Origin of the sequence: Candidatus Paraluminiphilus aquimaris (assembly GCF_026230195.1) — a bacterium.
In the GTDB taxonomy this organism is placed as follows: Bacteria; Pseudomonadota; Gammaproteobacteria; order Pseudomonadales; family Halieaceae; genus Luminiphilus; species Luminiphilus aquimaris.
In genome coordinates, this window is record NZ_CP036501.1 from 1628145 (window position 1) to 1650980 (window position 22836).

General features: G+C 54.3%; 21 protein-coding genes. 13 read left to right on the forward strand and 8 right to left on the reverse strand.

What is annotated here, in order from left to right:
* Positions 1-74 precede the first annotated feature (74 nt).
* The 7 genes from dmpG to E0F26_RS07490 all read right to left on the reverse strand — a co-directional run bounded on the left by dmpG (position 75) and on the right by E0F26_RS07490 (position 7489).
* Positions 75-1097, reverse strand: a complete 1023-nt coding sequence (gene dmpG / locus E0F26_RS07460; RefSeq protein WP_279241042.1) for a 4-hydroxy-2-oxovalerate aldolase — start codon at positions 1095-1097, stop codon at positions 75-77.
* Positions 1098-1107: 10 nt separating this feature from the next.
* Positions 1108-1992: an acetaldehyde dehydrogenase (acetylating) gene (locus tag E0F26_RS07465; protein ID WP_279241043.1), complete on the reverse strand. Its 885-nt coding sequence runs from the start codon at positions 1990-1992 to the stop codon at positions 1108-1110.
* Positions 1993-2005: 13 nt separating this feature from the next.
* Positions 2006-2812: a fumarylacetoacetate hydrolase family protein gene (locus tag E0F26_RS07470; RefSeq protein WP_279241044.1), complete on the reverse strand. Its 807-nt coding sequence runs from the start codon at positions 2810-2812 to the stop codon at positions 2006-2008.
* 42 nt (positions 2813-2854) lie between these two features.
* Complete coding sequence (locus tag E0F26_RS07475; RefSeq protein WP_279241045.1) at positions 2855-3688, reverse strand: alpha/beta fold hydrolase; 834 nt, start codon at positions 3686-3688, stop codon at positions 2855-2857.
* The gene (locus E0F26_RS07480) at positions 3688-4818 is read right to left on the reverse strand and encodes an acyl-CoA dehydrogenase family protein (RefSeq protein WP_279241046.1); all 1131 of its coding nucleotides are present in this window, start codon (positions 4816-4818) and stop codon (positions 3688-3690) included. The genes E0F26_RS07475 and E0F26_RS07480 overlap by 1 nt, the downstream gene beginning before the upstream one ends.
* A gap of 112 nt (positions 4819-4930) precedes the next feature.
* Positions 4931-5836, reverse strand: coding sequence for a VOC family protein (locus tag E0F26_RS07485; protein WP_279241047.1), 906 nt, complete (start codon positions 5834-5836; stop codon positions 4931-4933).
* A 69-nt stretch (positions 5837-5905) separates the two neighbouring features.
* Positions 5906-7489 (reverse strand): FadD3 family acyl-CoA ligase, encoded by a 1584-nt coding sequence (locus tag E0F26_RS07490; RefSeq protein WP_279241048.1) that lies wholly within the window; start codon positions 7487-7489, stop codon positions 5906-5908.
* Between the two features lie 136 nt (positions 7490-7625).
* On the opposite strand from E0F26_RS07490, the gene E0F26_RS07495 reads away from it, so the two are divergent.
* The 13 genes from E0F26_RS07495 (at position 7626) to E0F26_RS07555 (ending at position 21208) form a co-directional block, all read left to right on the forward strand.
* Positions 7626-8498, forward strand: coding sequence for a CoA transferase subunit A (locus E0F26_RS07495; RefSeq protein ID WP_279241049.1), 873 nt, complete (start codon positions 7626-7628; stop codon positions 8496-8498).
* Between the two features lie 12 nt (positions 8499-8510).
* Entirely contained in the window at positions 8511-9302 is a 792-nt protein-coding gene (locus E0F26_RS07500; protein ID WP_279241050.1) for a CoA-transferase subunit beta, read from the forward strand.
* A gap of 14 nt (positions 9303-9316) precedes the next feature.
* Positions 9317-10192 carry an enoyl-CoA hydratase gene (locus tag E0F26_RS07505; RefSeq protein ID WP_279241051.1) on the forward strand — a complete coding sequence of 292 codons (876 nt, stop codon included), beginning with the start codon at positions 9317-9319 and terminating at the stop codon, positions 10190-10192.
* A 4-nt stretch (positions 10193-10196) separates the two neighbouring features.
* Entirely contained in the window at positions 10197-11363 is a 1167-nt protein-coding gene (locus E0F26_RS07510; RefSeq protein WP_279241052.1) for an acyl-CoA dehydrogenase family protein, read from the forward strand.
* Positions 11364-11373: 10 nt separating this feature from the next.
* Entirely contained in the window at positions 11374-12465 is a 1092-nt protein-coding gene (locus tag E0F26_RS07515; protein ID WP_279241053.1) for an acyl-CoA dehydrogenase family protein, read from the forward strand.
* Positions 12466-12498: 33 nt separating this feature from the next.
* A complete protein-coding gene (locus tag E0F26_RS07520) occupies positions 12499-13656 on the forward strand; it encodes an acetyl-CoA C-acetyltransferase (protein WP_279241054.1) in 1158 nt (385 codons plus the stop codon).
* 25 nt (positions 13657-13681) lie between these two features.
* The gene (locus E0F26_RS07525; protein ID WP_279241055.1) at positions 13682-14566 is read left to right on the forward strand and encodes an SDR family oxidoreductase; all 885 of its coding nucleotides are present in this window, start codon (positions 13682-13684) and stop codon (positions 14564-14566) included.
* An 8-nt stretch (positions 14567-14574) separates the two neighbouring features.
* On the forward strand, positions 14575-15720 hold the full coding sequence (locus tag E0F26_RS07530) for an acyl-CoA dehydrogenase family protein (protein WP_279241056.1): 1146 nt from the start codon (positions 14575-14577) through the stop codon (positions 15718-15720).
* On the forward strand, positions 15711-16907 hold the full coding sequence (locus tag E0F26_RS07535; protein ID WP_279241057.1) for an acyl-CoA dehydrogenase family protein: 1197 nt from the start codon (positions 15711-15713) through the stop codon (positions 16905-16907). The genes E0F26_RS07530 and E0F26_RS07535 overlap by 10 nt, the downstream gene beginning before the upstream one ends.
* A 15-nt stretch (positions 16908-16922) precedes the next feature.
* Complete coding sequence (locus E0F26_RS07540; RefSeq protein WP_279241058.1) at positions 16923-17711, forward strand: SDR family oxidoreductase; 789 nt, start codon at positions 16923-16925, stop codon at positions 17709-17711.
* Positions 17712-17808: 97 nt separating this feature from the next.
* Complete coding sequence (locus E0F26_RS07545; protein ID WP_279241059.1) at positions 17809-19509, forward strand: FAD-binding protein; 1701 nt, start codon at positions 17809-17811, stop codon at positions 19507-19509.
* A 9-nt stretch (positions 19510-19518) separates the two neighbouring features.
* Positions 19519-19977 (forward strand): nuclear transport factor 2 family protein, encoded by a 459-nt coding sequence (locus tag E0F26_RS07550; RefSeq protein ID WP_279241060.1) that lies wholly within the window; start codon positions 19519-19521, stop codon positions 19975-19977.
* A gap of 46 nt (positions 19978-20023) precedes the next feature.
* Complete coding sequence (locus E0F26_RS07555) at positions 20024-21208, forward strand: thiolase family protein (protein ID WP_279241061.1); 1185 nt, start codon at positions 20024-20026, stop codon at positions 21206-21208.
* Between the two features lie 188 nt (positions 21209-21396).
* Here E0F26_RS07555 and E0F26_RS07560 read toward each other — a convergent pair whose 3' ends face one another.
* Positions 21397-22767 (reverse strand): FAD-dependent oxidoreductase, encoded by a 1371-nt coding sequence (locus tag E0F26_RS07560; RefSeq protein WP_279241062.1) that lies wholly within the window; start codon positions 22765-22767, stop codon positions 21397-21399.
* Positions 22768-22836: the final 69 nt, after the last annotated feature.

Genomic DNA, 22836 nt, shown 5'->3' on the forward strand with positions numbered 1-22836 from the left:
AGAGCTACTTACAGACATCCCGCCCCTTTTTCTTGAGTTACTTAGTTATCAGAAACATCGAAACGCGTCCAGCCTTAGTGGCTTTTAGACGCCATTTCGATCGCTATCTCTGCTATGAGGTCTTCTTGCCCGCCAACCGTTCGCCGTCGAGCCATCTCCAACAAAATTTCATGCGAGGGGACGCCATACTTCTCTTGCGCTCGCTTTGCGAATAGGAGGAAGGATGAGTAGGCACCCGCGTAACCCAACACCAAGGCATCGCGACTCAGGCGGACTGGTTCATCCATTATCGGTAGAACATGATCTTCGGCGGCATCGGCTAGTTTGAAAATATCAACGCCGGTCACTGCCCCCATACGCTCTAATACCGCCGCCATGGCCTCAAGAGGCGTGTTGCCTGCGCCGGCACCCAGCCCCGCGGCGGACCCGTCAATACGGTTAGCACCAGCGTCAATGGCTGCGAGGGAGTTTGCGACGCCCATGGCGAGGTTGTGGTGCCCATGGAAGCCCAGCTCGGTCTCCGGTTTCAGTGAGCGGCGGAGGAGGGTAATACGGTCCGTCACGTCCTGAGGGAGCATGTAGCCCGCCGAGTCCGTACAGTAAATGCAATTGGCGCCGTAGGACTCCATAAGCAGTGCCTGCTCGAGCAGTTCCTCTGGCGAGATCATATGCGCCATCATGAGGAACCCAACCGTGTCGAGCCCCAGGTCGCGGCTCAAATTAATGTGCTGTCGCGACACGTTCGCCTCGGTGCAATGTGTCGCTACTCGAATGGTTTTAACACCGCAATCCGCCGCCATTCTCAGGTGATCAACAGTGCCAATGCCCGGAAGTAAGAGGGCAGAGATCGCAGAATTCGTGACCCGCTCAACAACGGCACGCAAATAGGTTTCATCACTTGCATGTGGAAAGCCGTAATTAACCGACGCACCACCGAGGCCATCACCGTGTGTGACTTCAATAAGCGGAACACCTGCATCGTCAAGTGCACCGGCAATATCGACCATTTCCTCGACGGTAATTTGATGTTGCTTTGGGTGCATGCCATCGCGAAGACACATGTCATGCAAGGTGACCTTACGTCCTGTTAAATCCATAACTAACCCCTTAAGCCTGTCTTCGCTGAGCAATCATTTCGGCCGTTCGAAGTCCGGCCGCTGTCATGATGTCGAGATTACCCGCGTATTTGGGTAGGAAGTCGCCCAGTCCCTCGACCTCCACGGAGATCGTGATGCGATTGCCGTCGATGATCGGTGCGTTATTGAGCTTGTAGCCCGGAACATACCGTTGCACCTCGCCAACCATGGCGTCTATCGAGGCACGAATTTCGGCTTCTTTCGGATCATCTATCGTCAGACAGTGAATGGTGTCCCTCATGACCAATGGTGGCTCGGCCGGGTTTATAATGATGATGGCCTTGCCTTCATCCGCACCACCAATTTGGGCGATTGCTGAGGAGGTGGTGCGCGTGAATTCATCGATATTATCGCGCGTGCCCATACCCACCGACTTAGAGGCAACTGTTGCGACAATTTCGGCATACTTCACGCGTTGTACACGGCTAACGGCGAACACCATGGGAATGGTAGCCTGACCACCGCAGGTCACCATATTGACGTTCTGAGCAGGTCCCGTGTTGAGCAGCGCTTCGAGGTTGACCGGGGGTATGCAAAAAGGTCCGATAGCGGCAGGGGTAAGATCAATCATGGTGGCGCCGAGAGCGGTGACTTTGCGACTGTTCTCTGCATGCACGTAAGCGGAGGTCGCGTCGAAAACAAAGTCGACAGGCGCTTCATCGAAGCCTGCAACAAGTCCGTCGACACCTTCTGTGCTCGTGCGCAAACCGAACTCTCTCGCCCGCTGAATGCCGGCTGATTCCTCGATACCGACCATCCAGGTGGCCTCAATAAAATCGCTGCGCTGACATTTCATTAGTAAGTCAGTGCCGATATTACCGGGGCCAATGATGGCGGCTTTGGCTTTTATTGTCATAAATCACCCATTGTTAAATGAATCGACAGCTAGCGCTGCAGGTCTCAAACTCGTTACCTGACATCGTCAAGCTCATGATGTCTCCTGCTTGCACGGGTTCCAGTGGGACAACCGACCCCGATAGAATGACCTCGCCGGCCTCGAGGGCGATACCGTAGGCGCCCAAGGTATTGGCTAACCACGCGACGGCGGTGAGGGGGTTGCCCTGAACGGCGCTACCGAGCCCTGAACTCAATGGCTGACCGTTTTTACTCACGTCGATTTTTATACTGGGTAGGTCCACGTCGTTTGGGTCGATTTCACTGTCGCCTAATACGTAAACACCGCAACTGGCGTTGTCAGCAATGGTGTCTTGGATGGCGATTTGCCAATTTTCGATTCGGGAGTCGACGATCTCAAAGCAGGGCATAATGCTCTTTGTGGCAGCCAGGACGTCAGCTTCGGTGTTGTCTGTTCCGGTCAATGTGGATTTAAGGCGAAACGCTATTTCACCCTCCGCGCGAGGTGAGATCATATTGCCTGCTATCGGAATCTCGGCGTTATTTTCGTAGGCCATCGCATCCGTCAGAAAGCCAAAGTCGGGCTGAAAGACGCCGAGCATCTCTTGCACGGCGGCGGAGGTCACTCCGATCTTTTTCCCCACAACGATTTCACCATCGTTAACTGTTCGGTGTGAGAGCATGATCCGTGATATCTGATAGGCATCCTCGATCGTAATTGAAGGATGCGTCTCACGCAGCGGCTTAATGGCGGTTTCTGTGCGCATGGCATCATAGAGTGCACGCCCAAGGGTTTCGTGATCGGCGAACGTAAGACTCATGCGTGGCTCTCGTTGTTTAAATAGACCGTATTTAGACCGGCATTAGTGAGAAAGAAAAGACAGACAGCGTTCGTTGAAGAGATCTGGATACTCCGACATGACCCAATGACCACAGTAATTCACCAGTTCAGCTTGGACACTTCCCTTCATCCCCAGAATTTTCCACGTGCCTGACGCTGGACAGAAACGGTCCTCTGTACCCCAAAATACCAATGTATTGATATCGATTGAGGCCAGTTGATCGCTTAAATCAGGTATCTGCATTGTGGCAAGAACGTGAGCATTTTGTGTCTCCAGTGTCGCCCATCGTTCGTCGACCAGTTCATCGTCAACATTTGCCGGGTCATGAACGAGTTGAGTCAGCAGTTGAGCCAGCACCTCTTTGGTGAATTCAGGAGAGCCCATGGGATACTTCACCATGGCTTGAATGCCGGGCATGGAAAAGTAGTTCTCGCGTGATTCAATGCCACCGGGCGCCATGAGAATGAGTTTTTCCACACGCTCAGGATGGCGCAACGCCAAACCCAACGCCACCGCGCCGCCCAGTGAATTCCCTACGAGTACCGCTTTGGCGATACCCGTACGGTCAAGGAGTGAGACAAGTCCATCGACGAAAAAGTCGAGGGTATGGTCTACATCCTGTGGTTTTGAGGTCTTTCCATAGCCCCACTGGTCGAAAACGATGCAGCGGTAGCCCGCGCCTTGAAACGCCGAAACGTTGTGCTTGAAGTTACTCCAACCGCTAGCCCCCGGGCCGCTACCATGAATGAAGACCGCAACACCTTGTAAGTCCCCAGTGGGCGCATGGTCGGTGTAGTGGATGACCCGTTCTGGCTCAACTTCATGGTATTGCGACGTCTCGGGGTTGGCAGCCATCAGATGAATACGTCCTTGTTTTCCATCCCGAGGGTGACGCTACCCAAATTTCGCGCAAACGCAGTAGGGTTGTTCGCGACGTGACACCGTGCAATGTGAATATCGTGCCAAAGTTGCTGCAGTGGGTGGCCATTGAAGACAGAGCGCCCACCGGCAACGTCAAATAAGGTGTCAATCGCCTCAATGGCTTTGTCGATAACGATCGACGCTTGGTACCGGTACATGATTCGTTCTTCAAGTGTTGGCTTCCAGTTAGCAGCCTCCATCTTGTTGAAGTTATGGAACATCACCGCTTCAAGCTCACCGATGGTATTCAACACTTTAGCAAGGCGTTCTTGGGTCTCTACATCACCCGCGAACTTGGTCATATCGGTGGTTGAATTGCCTTGTTTGGCGTCAACAAAGACTTTTACCGCTTTCTTGAGTGCGCCGATAGCCGCCGAGTTCACTACACGGACAAACGTCTGCGCCCATGATAAATCGTACATGGGGTTTTCTTGGTCGTTGACGCAGTTGAAGCCGTCCATCTGCTTGTGCGTACGATGTTCTGGCACAAAGATAGGCTCAGAGATGACCACATCATTAGAACCGGTCCCTTGGAGGCCCATAACGTCCCAGGTGTCTTCGATATCATATTGCGATCGGGGCACAAGAAATGTGCGGTAGCCGTCACCGGGGATAACCCCGCCTAACAACGCCCAAGTGCAGTGGTCAGAGCCCGAACTCCAGCCCCAGCGTCCGTGAAGCATAAATCCGCCTTCACACATTTCTGCGCGGGCACCAACCGGGTTATACGAGCTGCTGATGAGCGTATTGGGGTCATTTTCGTACACTTCACGCTGAGCTTCTTCGGACATCAATGCGAGTTGGAATGCGTGGACAGCTATAATGCCGCCAGCCCACGCCGTGCTCATGTCGGCTTCTGCGATCCGCACTTGCTCAGCAAAGAATTCCTGCGGCTTGCGTTCGAGCCCACCCCATTGCTTTGGGAGTAACATGGTGAAGAAGCCGCATTCTTTCAGCGCATCGACCACATCTTTAGACATGCGCCGCGACGCACGCTGCTCGTCTGACTTACTCGCAATCAAATCGAGTATTTGCTTTGTGACTACTGGCTCGTGTGTGCTCATTTCAAATTCCTAATGGTATTTCCGTCTGGTTGCGGTTTTAGGGCATTGAGCACATCGTTGCAAAGCGTTGCGCTCGTCACATACCTCGTATGTACTAACCTTGAATATCGACCTAATCCGCGTGGCCTACAGAGAAATCATGACCCCAGAAGCTGACAACCGTGCTTTCGAAGACTTCGTACGCATCCCATTCATCAATCGTCCGACCCTCTGCACCGTACTCAACATCGAAACCAGCGGGACTTTGCATGTAAAAACTGACCATATGATCGTTGGCGTGACGCCCTAAGGTGCCTGTGAGTTTGACGTCGGCGGCAATGCGCCGATCGTTGCACAGACCCACCTCATCGACATTGTTCACCTCGGTCATCACGTGGATGCAACCGGCTGGATGCGGCAGTTCAAGTAATCCCAGACTGTGATGGCGACGATTGCAGTGCATGAACCACAGCCGTTTTACGGGCTCATCTGGGTCAGGTGTAAACCGCAGTTTCATCAAATCAGATAAACCAAAGCCCAGGACATCGATAAAAAATTGCGATGTTTCATCAAAGTTAGGTGCGGGGAGCACAATGTGTCCAAGTCCTTGGTCGCCCGTGACAAAGCCGGAAACACCTTGGGGGGAGTTGAGGCCTTTGAAGTCAGAGACAACGCCCCAATAGGCTTCGTGATGATTGCCGGCGGGGTCAGTGAAGCTTAGAAGGTTCTGTACACGGCGCTTTGCAATAGTGGCGTCGTCACCCCAAGTAAAGGAGACGCCTGCCGAGGAGAGAGCGGCTGCCACATCGTCGAGACCGTTTTGATTATTGGTCTCCCAGCCACAGACGGCCAAGCCATCTGCCTCGGCTGCCTGAACGAAGACCCTGTAGGGGTGATCATCCATTTTGAAATAGTGGGTTTTATCGTCACCGAGCCTTGACGACACATCTTCAAGGCCCATGACGTCACAGGCGAAGCCCTTCCACTGACTCAGCGTTGTTGCATTTACCCCTATGTATCCCAAGCTTTTAATACTCATTGCGCTAATCTCTTCTCTTTTTTAGATGGCTCGATGTCATTTTTGGCTGCTTATCCTAACGGTGTAAACTCAGAGCATCGCTCTGAGCTCCGTCTTTAGCACCTTGCCCGATGCGTTTAACGGCAGCGTCTCAGTGAATATGATCCTTCTTGGAACCTTGTAGTTCGCCATGTTCTGACGACTCCAGTCGATGAGGTCAGCTTCTAGTAACTGGCTTTTGGGGGTTCTCACCACAAAGGCGGCAGAGACTTCCCCCATGCGTTCATCGGGCATGCCAACGACCGCCGCTTGAGCGACCTCGTCATGGTTTAACAATTGATTCTCTATCTCTGCGGGGTAACAGTTGAATCCCCCGGAGATAAACATGTCTTTGAGCCGGTCTGTTATGCGAATGTTACCAGCACAATCAAGGGACCCGATGTCGCCCGTATGCAGCCAGCCATGTTTGTCGATTGTTTCGGAAGTGGCTTGCTCGTTGTTGAAATAGCACTGCATGACATTAAACCCTCTGACCACGATTTCTCCGGTTTCATCAGGCGGGGCAAGGGTTCCATCATGTCGCATGATGCCAACCTCGACCTCGGGAATCGCGCGCCCCGATGTTTTTGCAATGATGTCAGGCGCATCGCCTCGTCGGCACATTGTGACCAAGCCGCAGGTCTCGGAGAGACCGTAGGCGGTGATGACGGTATCGATGCCGAGGGTCTCTCTCATCGCGACAATCAGTTGGGTCGGTATGGTCGCTGCACCCGTTGTCGCTTTTTTGAGCGACGAGATATCGAAGGCGTCCCTATCTGGATGCATCAAGATACTTTGAAAGAGGGTGGGCGGCCCCGGCATCACACTGATTCGATGTGTGCTAATAGCCTTGAGTACCGCAGGAACATCGAATACGGCCATTGGGTAGACCGTTGCACCGCGCAGCAGGGCGGCGAGCCAGCCAGCCTTGTAGCCAAAGCTGTGAAAGAACGGATTGATAATGAGGTAGTGGTCGGTCTCGTCTAATCCTAAAATATCGCTAAAGACGTCGAACGCGTGAATGTTTTGACCGTGCGTGGTGACAACACCTTTGGCGCGCCCAGTTGTGCCCGATGTAAACAAAATATCCGAGACCGTATTGGGTCCTGTGGCCAAGCGTTGTGTATCGCGTTGCGCACAGAGGGTATCGGGCGCGCGCTCCCCCTCGTGAATCCATCGATGGTAAGTCGTTTCATTTAAGGAGTTTGGTGCAGGTAGGGCAACAATGTGTTCCAGGCCCACAATATTTTCGTTCTCAAGTTCTTGAGCATAGTTTGAGCCCAAAAACTCATCGACGACGAAGGCTACAGAGCTGCCGCTATCGGCAATGATGTCCCGCGCTTCGCCAGCCTTATAACGGGTGTTTACCGTAACCAATGTACCGCCGACATACTGGATCGCGAGCGCTGCAATAATCCATTCTGCGCAATTGGGTGCCCAAATGGCCGCCCGGTCACCGGACCCGAAGTCTCTTGCCACCAGTGCATTAGCCAGATGCTGTACCTGCATAAAAACCGTTTCAAACGACAAGTTTCTGCCGCTGTCGTGGATAAAGGTTTTCGCTGCATAGCGCTGCGCCGCATCCTCGATAAGGTCTGCGGTTGTGTTGTGGCCTGTTGGACATGCCGTCGTCATAAATGTGTTTACCGTTAGTCTATTTGTGCACGCTAAGTTGCTTAGCATTTCTTGTCATAGTCTCAATGGGGGATGCTGGTCAGATGGTGCACTTTGATACTGGATTCATCTGATCAGTCATATAGGAAATTCGCGCATGAATAAGTGCGTCAGCGCTGCTGAGGCGGTGTCTGCTATTGAGAGCGGAATGACCATCGGTATCGGTGGTTGGGGGCCTCGTCGAAAGCCAATGGGGCTTGTGCGCGAACTGTTGCGTTCTGATGTGCGCGACCTAACGGTTGTGGCTTACGGTGGGGCCGACGTGGGGCTCTTGTGTGCTGCGGGTAAAGTGAAGAAAGTGATCTTTGCCTTCGTGTCATTGGACTTTATGCCACTGGAGCCCGCTTTCAGAAAAGCGCGTGAGTCAGGCGCCATAGAGGTACGCGAAGTCGATGAGGGCATGATGCTGCTCGGTTTGCGAGCTGCCGCCTGGGGGAGTCCTTACATTCCCACTCGGATTGGCATTGGGACCGATGTCGTGACGCGCAATCCAGACCTTAAGCTGGTTGACAGCCCCTACGACGATAAAGAATGGGTGGCGATGCCCGCGCTAAGTCTCGACGTGGCTCTGATCCATGCAACCAAGGCAGATGAACGAGGCGTTTGCGAAATCGCAAGTCCCGACCATTACATGGATGATTGGTTTGCACGAGCATCCGACACGACCATTGTCTCGGTCGACGAGATGGTCTCCACGGATTATTTTCATGATCCCGACGTCGCTCGTCGCGTGTACTGGGAGCGCAATTGCACCAGCAAAGTTGTCCACATGCCGGGTGGTGCGCATCCGTCCTCATCTGACCCGCTGTACGGTTTTGATATCAAACACTACAAGGAATACGGGGCGTTGATTGCCGAGGGCGGCTTCGATGCTTGGTCAGAGGCCTTCTTGGGCGATTCCGAGGCAGATTATCAAGCGGCTGTTGGCGGACTAGATACCATTCAATCACTGCCGTTACCGGTTTACTAACAGGAGCGCCTTATGACGTTTTCTCTCGCAGAGCTCATGGTCTGTGCAGCGAGCCAAAGCTTCGATGATGAAGGAGAGGTGTTGGCAACCGGAATTGGCTTATTGCCACGGCTGGCTGCCAGCCTCGCAATGCGGACAACGAATCCCGACATGATGATGACCGACAGTCAGTCATATATGCTGTCGCGACCCAACCCCGTCAGTGGTATGACTTCTCACGCGGGGCAAGCCAATGAAAATTGGATGGGGTTTGCTCGTATTTTCGACAACGTATGGAGCGGTGCGCGACATGCACTGGTTGGCCCGAGTCAGGTCGACCGTTTTGGGCAGACTAACATCGCGGCACTGGGCGGAACGTACGACGCGCCGAAGGTGCAATTATTGGGTGTGCGGGGTTTTCCCGGCAACTCCATCAGTCACGCTAACTCGTTCTTCGTCCCGAAGCACTCAACACGTGTATTCGTTGCGGGGGAGTGTGATGTGGTTTGTTCAGTGGGCTATAACCCTGATCGCCTGCCACGAGGCTATAGTTTTGACGATGTCGATATTCGACGTGTCATTACCGACTTGTGCGTGATGGACTTCAATGGGCCCAACAAACAAATGCGCGTGATTAGCCTACACCCAGGCGTACAGTTAGCTGAAGTGCAGGAAAATACGGGCTTTGAGCTTGCCGTAGCTGATACCGTGGCGGAAACAGCGTCACCGACGCATGAGCAGCTGGCGATTATTTCAGAGCTGGATCCATTGAATTTCCGTGCAAAGCAACTCAAAGACAATCCGCCCGGCGTTCGAAGCGCCTGATGGGAGAGAGCACTATGACAGACGCAAACACTGACTACGTCGAAGAGAGCGATATTGTGACCTATGAGGCGGCCGATGGGATCGCCTGGATCGCAATGAATCGACCAAAGTACAACAACGCGCAGAACGGACGGATGACTTACGAGCTTGATGCCGCGTTCATGCGCGCCGTGGCGGACGATGACGTCAAGGTGATTGTACTCAAAGGCGAGGGAAAGCACTTCTCGGCAGGGCACGATATTGGAACACCCGGACGCGATGTGCACCTGAGCCAAGAGCGCGTAACAAGTTGGTATGACCACGCGAATAAGCCCGGCGGTGAATATTTATATGTTCGCGAGGCGGAGGCGTATCTGGGGATGTGTCGCCGGTGGCGAGATATTCCCAAGCCGACCATCGCTGCCGTCCAAGGAGCCTGTATAGCCGGTGGCCTCATGTTGGCGTGGGTTTGTGACCTTATCGTTGCGACTGACGATGCGTACTTCTCAGATCCGGTGGTGAGGATGGGTATCCCCGGTGTGGAATATTTTGCTCACCCTTACGAATTAAACCCCCGGATCGCAAAAGAGTTTCTCTTCACTGGCAATAAAATGGGTGCCGAGCGGGCGTATCAGATGGGCATGGTGAATCAAATTAGTTCACGAGAGACCCTGACAGATGATGTGACGGCTTTGGCGACCAAGATCGCCGGCATGCCGCGCTTAGGTCTTGCGCTCACCAAACAGGCCATTAATAACGTTGAGGAACTTCAAGGTAAGCGCCAGGGAATGGAGGCAGCCTTTGCTTGGCATCACTTCGCGCACGCTCACAACGATGTCGTTTCGGGTGACAAGTTGGGGGGGTTCGACGCGAAAGCCATGGCCAAAGCTAACAAGTCAGAGGACAGTTGATCTCATGGAGTTGATGTATACACGGGAGCAACAAGCGTTCCGCAGTGAGGTCCGTACGTGGCTCTCGGAAAATGTCCCCCCCGAGCGATTGCCCTCGTTCGATACGGCGGAGGGCTTTGCTGCGCACCGAGAGTGGGAGCGCACGCTTGCCGAGGGGAACTGGGGAATGGTGACCTGGCCAACTGAGTATGGGGGCCGCGGCTGTGACCTCATTGAGTGGCTGATCTTCGAGGAAGAGTATTACCGAGCAGGGGCACCTTTGCGGGTTAATCAAAACGGCATCTTTCTGCTCGGACCCACGCTAATGGAATACGGCACGGCAGAACAAAAAGCGCGTTTTATCCCCGCCATGGCGAGTGGTGATGAAATATGGGCACAGGGATGGTCTGAGCCAAACGCCGGGTCCGATATGGCTGCGATTCGCTGTCGCGCTGATCGCGATGGTGATGAGTTTGTGATCAATGGGCAAAAGATTTGGTCGACGCGCGCAGTTTATGCTGACTGGGTGTTTGGTCTGTTTCGCACCGACCCTGAATCATCGCGACACCACGGACTGTCGAAAATTTTGGTTCCCCTTAATTCTGAGGGTGTGACCGTTCGTCCAATTCAACAACTCAATGGACTGCCGGGATTTGCGGAAATCTTTTTCGATGACGTTCGTGTCCCCGCATTTAATTTGCTAGGTGGCGAGGGTGAAGGGTGGCGGATTGCGATGGCAACCGCGGGTTTTGAGCGAGGTTTGATGTTGCGCAGTCCGGCTAGATTTCAGCAGGCATCAAAGCGACTGGTTCAGCTGTATCGAGAGCATGGCTCCGATGTTATCGACCCGTCGATCGAGTCTGCCGTTGTTCAGTGCTACATGGATGCGGAAGCTTATGCGCTGTCGACCTATCAGACAGCGTCGAAGCTGTGCTCGGGTGGCTCCATCGGCGCGGAGGCAAGTTGCAACAAAATATTCTGGTCCGAGATGGACTTACTGATTCATGAAACAGCGATGAATCTGTTAGGTGCTCGGGCTGAGATAGAGCCTCAGACTGCAGCAGAGTTTGCGGAACTCGGCACATGGCTCGACGGATTCATGTTTGCGCAGTCAGGCCCGATTTATGCGGGCACCAATGAAATTCAACGCAATATTATTGCCGAGCGTGTGCTTGGCATGCCTAGAAAGTAAGGAAGCGGATATGAACTTTACTTTCACTCAGGACCAACTCGATTTTCAAGAGGCTATCGCCACGATGCTGAAAAGCGAGGTGACTGCTGACTCGATTCGCGAACGGTGGTCCGCTGATGGTGGTGTAGATGATGCATTTTTGAAGCAGGCCCACGACCTAGGGTTGAACAGCATGCTTGTTCCCGAGGCACTCGGAGGCCTTGGATTGCAAGCTGCCGATTTCATCTTACTGGCTGAGGCCTGTGGTGAGGTGGCGCTGCCCGAGCCGTTGGTTGAGTCTGTCATGACCACGACACCGTTGTTGGTGGATATTCTTGATCAAGGCTTAGGTAATTCAGACGTTCAGCGTGTCATTGACGGTGTGCTTGCGGGCGAGTCGAGGGTGGCAGTGGGGCACTCGATTAACCCTTACATCAACTACGCTGACTGTGCGGATTGGTTCGTACTGCCTGACGGCAATAGTCTCTATTTGATGCCGCGCGAGGCGGTGACACTGAACGAGAAGAAAAGTGTTGACCCCTCACGACGACTCTTCGCCGTATCGTTTACACCCGATAATCAGTATCGGGTGGCTGACGGCGATGCCGGCGCGAATTTGCAGCGGGCGACGCTCAATAGGGGCGCCCTCGCCACTGCTGCCCAGCTTGTTGGGTTGTCCAAAGGGATGATTGCGCAGAGCGTTCAGTACACCAGCGATCGAGAGCAGTTTGGTAAAGCCATTGGTGTGAACCAAGCCGTAAAGCACCTGCTTGCCGATGTGGCGGTTCAAATTGAGTACGCAAAGCCAGTGACATACCGAGCGGCTTATACGGTTGGTGTGTCGCCAACGCGAGCCGACTTTGCTGTGTCTCACGCGAAGTCAGCTGCAGCGAGAACCGCACTGATGGCATCCCGGCATTGTATTCAAGTGCACGGTGCGATGGGGTACACCTGGGAGTGCGACGTCCAAATCTGGGCCAAGCGCGCTTGGGCACTGGCCAGAGAGTGGGGCGATGAAGGTTTCCACAACAATCGGATACACGAGTGGTTATTGCGCAAAAATGCGCTGCTAGGACCTGAGTTCACGTTCGGGCGCGGATCACTCACAGACGTTGCGCAATAAGGCGCAGCAACACATTTACAGCGGAGAAAAATAATGGGACAGCGTGCAGAAGCCTACATTGTTGATGCCATAAGGACCCCCACGGGTAAGCGTCGAGGCTCACTCGCCACAGTTCATGGTGCAGACCTTGGCGGCTTCATATTAAAGGCGCTCGTAGACCGGCACACAATTCCTGATGACGAGTACGACGATGTCGTATTTGGTTGTCTCGATACCATTGGTCCGTTAGCCGGTGATATCGCACGCACCTGTTGGTTGGCAGCGGGGTTGAGTGACGTGGTACCCGGTACAACGGTTGATCGTCAATGTGGCTCCTCTCAGCAGGCCGTGCATTTCGCAGCCCAGGCCGTTATGTCTGGGACGATGGATGTGGTGGTAGCGGGCGGTGTGCAGACTATGTCGTCGATACCGATTTCCGCGGCCATGTACGCGGGTCAACCCTATGGCTTTGATAGCCCCTTTACCGGCAGTGAAGGGTGGGTAGCGCGTTACGGTACACAGGAGGTCTCACAGTTCAAATCAGCGCAAATGATTGCTGATAAATGGGACATTTCCCGCGAGGAAATGGAGGCGTTCTCGCTTGAATCGCACCGGCGTGCGCGTGCCGCGACTGACTCGGGTTACTTCGAGCGAGAAATCATCCCTTTTGACGGGCTGGGTTTTGATGAGACGATTCGAAACACATCGATGGAAGCCATGGCGGGGCTCGAGCCCTTAGCGCCAGGCGGCACCATCACGGCCGCTGTCTCGAGTCAGACCTGCGACGGTTCCTCCGCGGTACTGATCGTATCGGAGGAGGCTCTTAAACGTTATAACTTGACGCCAAGGGCGCGGATCGCGCACATGTCAGTGCGCGCAGATGATCCGATCTGGATGCTGACAGCACCCATTCCGGCGACGACTCATGCCCTGAAGAAATCAGGCTTCTCCCTTGACGATATTGACCTTGTTGAGATCAATGAGGCCTTTGCTTCGGTGCCGATGGCGTGGCTGAAGGAACATGATTACGCGCATGAGAAAACGAACGTTAACGGCGGTGCGATTGCCTTGGGGCATCCGTTAGGTTCGACAGGCACCAAGTTGATGACGACGTTGCTGCACGAAATGGAGCGTCGGCAGGTTCGTTATGGCCTCCAGACGATGTGTGAAGGCGGTGGTCAAGCGAATGTGACTATTCTTGAGCGCTTATAAAGCGCAGGTGTAGTTAGGAGGCTTTATGGGAATCTGTGATCAACGCGTTGTCATTGTTACCGGTGCAGGGGGTGGTTTGGGTGCAGCGCATGCCCGTGTCCTTGCCAGTGAAGGGGCTTCGGTACTTGTTAACGATATTAATACTGACGCGGCACAAGCCGTTGTTGACGACATTATTTCGGCAGGCGGCCGGGCTGTGGTCAATGACTCGGACATTACCCATTACGAAAGTAGTGGGATGGCCGTGGCGCAAGCCATTGAAACCTTCGGTGACCTGACGGGGGTCGTCAACAACGCCGGTAACAACCGTGACCGAATGTTTGCGTCGCTTTCAGAGGCAGATTGGGATCAGGTCATTGCCGTCCACTTGAAAGGACATTTTTGCATTGCCTCTCATGCAGTTCAGTACTGGCGTCATCAATCGAAGCTGGGCAACGCGGTTTCTGGGCGCATCGTTAATACAACGTCGGGTGCGGGCCTACAGGGGTCTATAGGGCAGTCGAATTATGCGGCTGCTAAGGCGGGCATTGCCGCGCTGACTTTGAATCAAGCTGCTGAGTTGGGCCGGTACGGAATTACAGCGAACGCGATATGCCCTGTTGCTCGCACCGGCATGACCACTGCTGTGCCGGCTATGGCCGAGCGCATGGCCATCCCTGAGGATGGGTCTTTCGATCACTTTGCACCAGAAAATGTGTCTTCCGTCGTTACCTGGCTGTGTTCTGAGGCGTCGAGTCGCGTTACGGGTCAGGTAATTGAGGCAGAGGGGGGTCGGATTGCTATCGCCGATGGCTGGCGAAGCACCCGGGGTGTCGATAAAGGGGCACGTTGGGCACCGGCTGATGTCGGTGACGCGCTCGACGAAGCTATGTCTACTGCCGTACCGCCCCAACAAGTCTGGGGCAGTTAGGAGCTGTTTTGAAGTTCGCATTTACCGATGAGCAGCGCATGCTCAAGGACACAAGCCAAAGCTTTTTAGCGGCCGAGTCAAACTCGTCCGCCGTTCGCACTGCCTCTACGTCTGAGAAGACTTACGACCCACAACTCTGGCGCAAGATCTGCGAAGACATGTATTGGCAGGGCATTCTAGCGCCCGAGGCCTGCGAGGGACTGGGTCTTGGCTGGGTGGAAATGGCAATTGTACTCGAGGCCGCAGGCGAAGCATTGCTTACCGCGCCGCTGTTCTCCAGTACCCAGAGTACAGCTGCGCTTTTGTTGTGTCCGCAAAGCGCCATGAGAGATGCACTGCTGTCCTCTATCGTGACGGGCGATGTTATCAGCTTAGCAATGAGTGATCAGCGCGAGGGCTGGTCCTCGTGCGGCGTCGTGGCAACCGATAAAAGCAACACCACATTGCTGTCGGGTTCAGCACGTTTTGTCCCCTTTGGCGCGGCAGCCTCAAAGTTATTAGTGGTCGCTGTCGATGCCTTGGGTGCACATTCATTGTGGGTTGTTGACCCGTCGCAAGAAGGTGTCGTTGTGACACATACGCCAACTATGGATCAGACCCGTGCGATGGCGAGCGTCAGCTTGGAAAATGTGGCAGTCAGTGTGGACCAGTTGCTTGCCGATGATGCACAGGCGTTGATCGAACCGATATTGGCGTTGAGCCGAATTTTAGTGGTCGCAGACCAAGTAGGGGTAGCCCAGGCGAGTCTCGACATGAGCGTTGACTACACGAAAGAGCGGTCGCAATTCGATCGCACCATCGCTTCGTTTCAAGCTATTAAGCACAAAGCGGCTGACATGATGCTCAAAGTCGAGTCTGCACGCTCATTGCTTTACTACGCGGCCTGCGTCGCCGATGCGTGGTTTGCAGGTGAAGCAAGTATTGAGGCGCTCCAAGAGGCGGCCTTTATGGCCAGCTCCTGTGCGAGTGAAGCGGCGTTCTTTAATGCCGGTACAGGTATTCAAATGCACGGTGGCGTGGGCATTACGGAGGAGTACGACATACAACTTTACTTCAAGCGAGCCCGTGCCACTGAGAGCTTCCTCGGGAGACCCGCAGAGATGCGCGAGGCAATCGCTCGACAGCTGTTAGACGGAGGTGCGGCATGCAACTGAGTTTTACCGCAGCCGATGAGCACTTTCGCGAGGAAGTCGCGGATTGGTTGAACGATAACCTTCAGGGTGAATTTGCACAGGTTCGCTACCGCGGTGGTCCAGGTGACGAGCATCACTTTGTAAACGAGCGTAAGGCTTGGGAGCGTCGTCTTGCTGAGGGTCGCTGGACCTGTATTGGCTGGCCTGAGGTGTGGGGTGGGAGAGCTGCATCGATCGAGCAGCAGGTCATTTTTCACGAGGAATACGCCAGAGCAGGTGGGCCTGGTCGAATGGGACACATTGGGGACACCCTCACCGGGCCGACGTTGCTCGCTTTCGGTAGCGAAGCTCAGCAAGCGAAATATTTGCCAGCGATTCGAAACGGTGAGGCATTTTGGAGTCAGGGCTACTCCGAGCCCGGTGCCGGGTCAGACCTCGCTGCGATCAGAACTCGCGCCGTCTTCAACGAAACCTCAGGTCAGTGGCAAATCACTGGCCAAAAAGTATGGACGTCTTTGGCCCATGAGTCGGATTTTGTCTTTGTTCTTGCGCGGATTGAGCGCGATAGCCAGCGTCATCATGGGCTTGGGTTCTTTTTGGTGGCGCTCGACCAGCCCGGCGTGACCATAAGACCCATTACACAGCTGACGGGAACCGCAGAATTTAACGAGGTGTATTTCGATGAGGCTGAGTGCGGTCCGGACGATATTGTGGGCGCACCGGGCGAGGGTTGGAAAGTCGCTATGGGGCTTTTGGGCTTCGAGCGCGGTGTTTCGACGCTTGGCCAGCAAATGCTGTTTCAGACTGAGCTCGATGAAATCATTCGCATTGCCAAAGAGAACGGCGCCGCAACTGACCCAGATATCCGTCAGCGAATAGCTGAGGCTCACATTGGGTTGCGGACCATGCGGTATAACAGCATGCGCATGCTGTCAGGGGGTGAGGACGGTACTCTGAGTCGAGAAGCGATGATCTATAAGCTGTACTGGTCAAGCTGGCATCGTAACCTTGGAAAGCTTGCGATGGATGTGCTCGGACCAGAGTCAGAGTTAATCGACGTCGCACCCTACGAACTGAGCAAATTACAGTCGCTATTTCTATTTACTCGGGCCGACACGATTTACGGTGGGACCAACCAGATTCAACGTAACCTCATTGCAGAGCGCGCGTTAGGGATGCCTAAAGAGCCTCGAGGATCAGCTAAATGATGCAGGGAACTGACTATGAGTAGAACGATTCCAGCCTACGTCGATGGGCACAATCTCCTTGCAGGAAAGTCTGTCTTGATCACGGCAGCTGCGGGTGCAGGTATTGGGTTTTCTGCGGCGACCCGTGCTGTGGAAGAGGGTGCGCGTGCGGTTGTCATTAGCGATGTTCACGAGGGGCGTCTCATGCAGGCGAAGGACACGTTGGCTGCGATATCGGATGAATGCTCGGTAGGTGCCCATCTGTGTGACGTTACCGACGAGACCCAAGTTCAAGCGTTGATAGCCTATGCGGAGTCCCTGATGAGCGGCGTCGACGTGCTTATCAACAACGCGGGCCTTGGGGGTTCTTGCCGCTTGGTCGATATGAGCGATGAAGAATGGTCGCGGGTGTTGGACATCACACTAACCGGCACAATGCGGATGACCCGCGCGATGTTGCGTGAGATGCAACCCCGAGGCCAGGGCGTTATTGTCAATAATGCCTCGGTGCTCGGTTGGCGGGCACAGGAAGAGCAGTGCCATTACGCGGCAGCAAAAGCTGGTGTAATGGCCCTAACACGCTGTTCAGCCATGGAAGCCGCCCAGTCAGGCGTTCGCATTAATGCGGTGTCGCCCAGCATTGCGATGCATGACTTTCTCAGAAAGACGTCTTCGCCCGAGCTGTTAGAGCGCCTCGCGTCTCGAGAGGCTTTTGGGCGTGCGGCGGAAGTTTGGGAAGTAGCGAATGTCATGATGTTTTTGGCCTCGGATTACTCGAGCTATATGACGGGCGAGGTGGTTTCTGTCTCGAGCCAGCATGCTTAGGGTGAGGTGCATCGTGGTCGATAGGGCATAGCGCGGGCACAACAATAAGAAGCGCAGCAACAAAAAGGCAAAAAATAGGTTTAAGAGGGCAGATGAGATGAGCGAGATGAATTGGGACCGAGAGGTTGACGTACTCGTTGTTGGAACGGGAAACGGTGGTTTGACGGCGGCTGTCTGCAATTGGGAGATGGGCACTAAAGACATTCTCATCATCGAGAAGCAAGACAAGGTGGGCGGTACAAGCGCGACCTCTGGCGGGGGTATCTGGATTCCAAACAACCACTATGCGAAAGAGGTCGGTGCTGAGGACAATCCTGCAGATGCCAAGGCCTACCTGACGAACACGCTTTTTGGTGAAGACGTCCCAGAGGAGATGATCGATGTCTACCTCCAAAAAGCACCTGAGATGCTCAAATATCTCCACGATCGAACCGATGTTCGCTATGAGTCACTGGCGGAATACCCTGACTACTACACGAATGTGGAAGGGGCGAGAGAAGGCCATCGGTCGCTTGAACCGTCCCCCATCATGGCGTCAGAGCTTGGCGAAAATTGGAAAAATATGACATGGACGCACTTCATGATGCGCATGTTTAATCGTATCCACTTTACGCAAGTGGAGGCTCACTTGTTGATGGTGCAGCTCCCAGGTTGGAAGACCTTGTTAGCGAAACTTATGTGGGATTACGTGCGCGACATACCATGGCGCTTCAAAACGCCTATTTCACGTCGCTTGGCATGCGGTTCAGCCGGTGTCGCAAGGCTTTACCTGTCGGTTTTAAAGCGCGAGATCCCGCTTGAGTTCAACACGCAAATGGTTGAGCTGATTGCAGACGGGGATACGGTGTTGGGCGCGGTTATTGAATGCAACGGTCAGCGTCAGCGTGTTCGCGCAGCTAAAGGCGTGATCTTGGCATCGGGCGGGTTTGAGAAAAACCAGACCCTCAGAGAACAGTATTTACCGGCTCCGACCAACACCACTTGGTCAGCAGGGAACCCCGGTAACGAGGGCGACGCGCTCTTAGCCGGTCTCGAATTGGGTGCGAAAACGCGTTTGATGAACGATGCTTGGTGGACGACCACGCTGTGCGTGCCTGATGAGCCAGCGCCACGACTCGCGATTATGGAGAAATCGTTTCCAGGGTCCTGCGTCGTCAACCGTGATGGCAAACGATTTGCCAATGAGTCTCAGAACTACATGGCTTTCCAGAAGGATCTTTTCAAAACCCATACGGATGAGCATCCGAATGCACCTGCATGGCATGTCTTTGACGCCACATTCCGTGAGAATTTTATGGTGGGGCCGCTGATGACCAAGGCCATGAAGCCGGACTCTCAAATCCCCAAAAAGTGGTTCGATGAGGGCTTTGTCGCTAAGGCAGACACCATTCGCGAGCTAGCCGACATGCTCGGCATCGACGCCGACGGTCTTGAAGGAACCATCGGCAAGATGAATCACTACGCTGAGACCGGTAAGGACGAGGACTTTGGTCGAGGGGATTCGGCATACGATCGTTACTATGCGGATCCGGCGATTAAACCCAATCCCTGTCTCGCGCCCATCGTCAAAGCACCGTTTTACGCCATGCGCATCGAAGCGGGCGACTTTGGTACCTTGGGTGGTTTGGATACCGATACTGATGCTCGGGTCAAGAAAGCCGATGGTGGTGTCTTTGAAGGGTTGTTTGCGGTGGGTAATTGCTCTGCAGCCATTTTGCCAACCTATCCCGGTCCCGGAGCAACCTTGGGTCCCGCAATGACCATGGCGTATCAAGCCGCCTGTCACATGAACGCCTAGGGGGCTGTTATGTTGGATCTGGAGTCAATTGAACTCATTAAACAATTGAAGGCACGCTACTTTCGCTTTCTTGATACGCGCAACATCGAGGGCCTACAGACGGTCTTTACGAGCGATGCGACCGCGTCTTTTGTGGGCGGTGATTATGACTTTCAGCTGGATGGCTGGGAGCAGCTGGAAGCGTTTTATAAAAAGTCATTCACGGGCCAGAACTTCGGCATGCACAACGGGCATCACCCGGAAATCTGTGTCGATGGCGATACCGCGACAGGCATCTGGTACCTCCAGGATATTTTTGTCTCCCTCGAGCATGACATCACCATCACAGGAAGTGCACTCTATGAGGACGAATATCGCCGCGAGGGCGGCGAGTGGCGCATTGCGCGAACCGGTTATCAGCGGCTGTGGGAAGAACATCATAAACGCGGCGACAACGTTCGTTTGCGGGTGAAGCCGATTGCCGACTAAGGTGAGCGGCAGAAAAGGTGAGCGGCAGAATAAGAGAGGATTGGATATGAAAGATGTAGTGGTAGTAGATAGCGTTCGGACTGGTTTAGCGAAGTCGTTTCGTGGGAGTTTCAACTGGACGCGCTCCGACGACATGGCGGCCTTTTTGATCGATGCATTGATCGAACGGAACCCCCAGTTTGACCCCGGTGAAGTCGATGACATTATCCTGGGCGCCGCGAATCAGTCGGGTGAGCAAAGCGGCAATCTGGCCCGCATGGCATCCTTTTTATCGAAGCTCCCCATTGAGGCGACGGGCACCACAGTCAATCGTTTCTGTGCCTCGGGCCTCCAGACCATCGCAATGGCGGCAAATCAGATTGGTTCGGGCTATACCGATGTGATGATGGCCGGTGGCGCGGAATCTATTTCGATGCGCGTACGCCAGGAAGAGGGTAAGTCCCAGCAGAACTGCACGCTGCTCGAGAACAAGCCCGAGGTGTTCATGCAGATGGGTAATACCGCTGAGGTGGTTGCTCGCCGTTACGATGTGTCCCGCGAGTCTCAGGATACCTATGCACTTCAGAGCCAGCAGCGCTACGCGCAGGCTTGCGAGAGCGGCGCGATACAAGAAGAGATCGTTCCCATGCCTGCGACCATGAAGCTGGTTAACAAGGACACGGGCGAGGAGGCGTTCAAAGATGTAATGGTGGATCGCGACGAATGTAATCGCGTCGACACCACGCTCGACGGTTTGTCCATGCTAAAGCCGGCTTTCGAGGAGGGCGGTAGTGTCACTGCTGGCAACTCGTCGCAGCTCAGTGATGGCGCCTCGATGACGCTTCTCATGAGTGCTGAACGCGCGGAACAATTGGGTGTGAAACCACTGGGGTATTTTCGCGGGTTTGTGACAGCAGGCTGTGAGCCAGACGAGATGGGTATTGGCCCCGTGTTTGCGATTCCAAAACTCCTTAAACGGGCGGGTTTGAGCCAAGATGACATTGATTTGTGGGAGCTCAACGAGGCGTTTGCATCGCAATGCGTTTACTGCCGTGACTTCTTAGGCATCGACAATGCTAAGTACAACGTCAATGGTGGCAGCATCGCCATCGGTCACCCCTTCGGCATGACGGGCTCGCGCATGGTAGGTCGCGTTCTGCGTGAGCTGAAACGCACAGGCGGTCGCTACGGTGTAGTAACCATGTGTGTTGCAGGAGGGCAAGGTGCCGCGGGGTTAGTCGAGGCCTGCTAGATACCGGGTAAGCCGGTTTTGTTGTACCGACCACTTCTCGAGCGATTCGCACGGGACACGAGAAATGGCCCCGTCTCGTCGCGGAGCGATACAGCAAAAAGGCGCCTAGGGCGCCTTTTTTATTTCGTGAAGCTCACCGTGGAAACAGCCGTTTTACGAGCGCTACATTGAGACTCACAGCGGCTTCATCACAGAATGGGTGGTAACTGCTTCGTCAGCGGCATGCGCTCTTTTATCGCCTGACCTGTCAGCGCAAAACCGAGTAACTCACCCTCGGGGCTGTGGAATAACGCTTTGACGTCTTGTCCATCAGCCTCAATGGTCCATTCGCCCTCAGCGTCACGCGCCACAGGAGACACACAGACCGGACACGCGGGTGTTTTGATGGTTACCGGCATGGCGGGATAAGCGACTTCAGTTGGCGTGCCCGTCAGCGTGGCTGCAAGTGCGCGCGCAGCGGCCATGAGTGGCGCCACATAGACCAAGACATGGCCTTCAACCTCCGCACAGTCACCAATGGCATAAACGTTGTCGACGTTGGTGCGAAGAAACTTATCAGTCTTTACACCACGTCCACACTCAATACCCGCATCAGCTGCGAGTTGCGTGCGTGGACGAACACCCACGGCAGACAGCACAGCATCGGCCTCAATGCTCTGGCCGTTATTAAGTGCAACGCTATAACCATCCGCCGTTTTGTTGACGTCGGTTGCAAGAGGACCAAAGTGAAAAGTGGCGCCTTTTGCCTCCAGTGCGCTCTGCACCGCGCGACCAGCAGTCTCAGGTAAGAGCGTTGGTAAGCAGTAGTTCATGGGATCAACGGCTTCGACCGCATAACCGCCATTTAAAAGGTCGTTCGTAAACTCACAGCCAATAAGCCCGGCGCCAATTACAGCGACTTTATTTCCACCGGTGCTGGCGAGCGTTTCACGGAATCGTCGGTAATCGTCGAGATCATTAACACCCATCACCTCATCCGCGGCATCGCCTCCCATGGGGGGACGAATTAGTTCAGCGCCGAGCGTCAATACGAGGCTTGAGTAGGGCACTCGCTCTCCAGTTGTTAGGACAACTTCACTCGCTGTTGTATCGAGCAAGGCGACCTCGGTACGCGTTCGCACCGTTACACCGAGGTTGTCTGACATGTTCTGTGCTGTTTGGGTTGCTAGCTGATCGGGTGTAAATTTCTTGGTGAAACCGGTAGAGATCATGGGTTTTGAATAGTTTTCACCGCCATCGCGTGTAATGAGCGTAATGGCTGCTTCTGCATCCGTTTTCTTAATCGCGTTAGCCAAACCGTAGGCCGCCAAGCCAGAACCGACCACAACGATAGGATGATCAGAGGGTCCGGTGTCGCTCGAAGCAGGGGCGTCCTCGGAATCTGCCTCGTCCTCAGTGCCGGGAATCAGTTCAAAGTCATCTTTGCCAACACCGCAGTCGGGGCAGGTCCAATCGTCAGGCACGTCCGCCCACTTGGTGCCGGGTGCGATACCGTCATCGGGCCATCCCTCTTTCTCATCGTAAATGAGTCCACAAACAATGCATTCCCACTGGGCCATGAAAATTCCTTTTAAAAACTTTGGTGCGTCATCGAGTCGATTTAACGCTGCGCAGTTTGCCTAACTTGT

Bases quoted from the DNA above. Each gene is read 5' to 3' on its own strand.
- E0F26_RS07520 (WP_279241054.1), top strand. From the start codon at position 12,499: ATGGGACAGCGTGCAGAAGCCTACATTGTTGATGCCATAAGGACCCCC.
- dmpG (WP_279241042.1), bottom strand. From the start codon at position 1,097: ATGGATTTAACAGGACGTAAGGTCACCTTGCATGACATGTGTCTTCGC.
- E0F26_RS07560 (WP_279241062.1), bottom strand. From the start codon at position 22,767: ATGGCCCAGTGGGAATGCATTGTTTGTGGACTCATTTACGATGAGAAA.
- E0F26_RS07555 (WP_279241061.1), top strand. From the start codon at position 20,024: ATGAAAGATGTAGTGGTAGTAGATAGCGTTCGGACTGGTTTAGCGAAG.
- E0F26_RS07545 (WP_279241059.1), top strand. From the start codon at position 17,809: ATGAGCGAGATGAATTGGGACCGAGAGGTTGACGTACTCGTTGTTGGA.
- E0F26_RS07510 (WP_279241052.1), top strand. From the start codon at position 10,197: ATGGAGTTGATGTATACACGGGAGCAACAAGCGTTCCGCAGTGAGGTC.
- E0F26_RS07525 (WP_279241055.1), top strand. From the start codon at position 13,682: ATGGGAATCTGTGATCAACGCGTTGTCATTGTTACCGGTGCAGGGGGT.
- E0F26_RS07540 (WP_279241058.1), top strand. From the start codon at position 16,923: ATGAGTAGAACGATTCCAGCCTACGTCGATGGGCACAATCTCCTTGCA.
- E0F26_RS07515 (WP_279241053.1), top strand. From the start codon at position 11,374: ATGAACTTTACTTTCACTCAGGACCAACTCGATTTTCAAGAGGCTATC.
- E0F26_RS07505 (WP_279241051.1), top strand. From the start codon at position 9,317: ATGACAGACGCAAACACTGACTACGTCGAAGAGAGCGATATTGTGACC.
- E0F26_RS07495 (WP_279241049.1), top strand. From the start codon at position 7,626: ATGAATAAGTGCGTCAGCGCTGCTGAGGCGGTGTCTGCTATTGAGAGC.
- E0F26_RS07550 (WP_279241060.1), top strand. From the start codon at position 19,519: ATGTTGGATCTGGAGTCAATTGAACTCATTAAACAATTGAAGGCACGC.
- E0F26_RS07465 (WP_279241043.1), bottom strand. From the start codon at position 1,992: ATGACAATAAAAGCCAAAGCCGCCATCATTGGCCCCGGTAATATCGGC.
- E0F26_RS07475 (WP_279241045.1), bottom strand. From the start codon at position 3,688: ATGGCTGCCAACCCCGAGACGTCGCAATACCATGAAGTTGAGCCAGAA.
- E0F26_RS07490 (WP_279241048.1), bottom strand. From the start codon at position 7,489: ATGACGACGGCATGTCCAACAGGCCACAACACAACCGCAGACCTTATC.
- E0F26_RS07480 (WP_279241046.1), bottom strand. From the start codon at position 4,818: ATGAGCACACACGAGCCAGTAGTCACAAAGCAAATACTCGATTTGATT.
- E0F26_RS07470 (WP_279241044.1), bottom strand. From the start codon at position 2,812: ATGAGTCTTACGTTCGCCGATCACGAAACCCTTGGGCGTGCACTCTAT.
- E0F26_RS07500 (WP_279241050.1), top strand. From the start codon at position 8,511: ATGACGTTTTCTCTCGCAGAGCTCATGGTCTGTGCAGCGAGCCAAAGC.
- E0F26_RS07535 (WP_279241057.1), top strand. From the start codon at position 15,711: ATGCAACTGAGTTTTACCGCAGCCGATGAGCACTTTCGCGAGGAAGTC.
- E0F26_RS07485 (WP_279241047.1), bottom strand. From the start codon at position 5,836: ATGAGTATTAAAAGCTTGGGATACATAGGGGTAAATGCAACAACGCTG.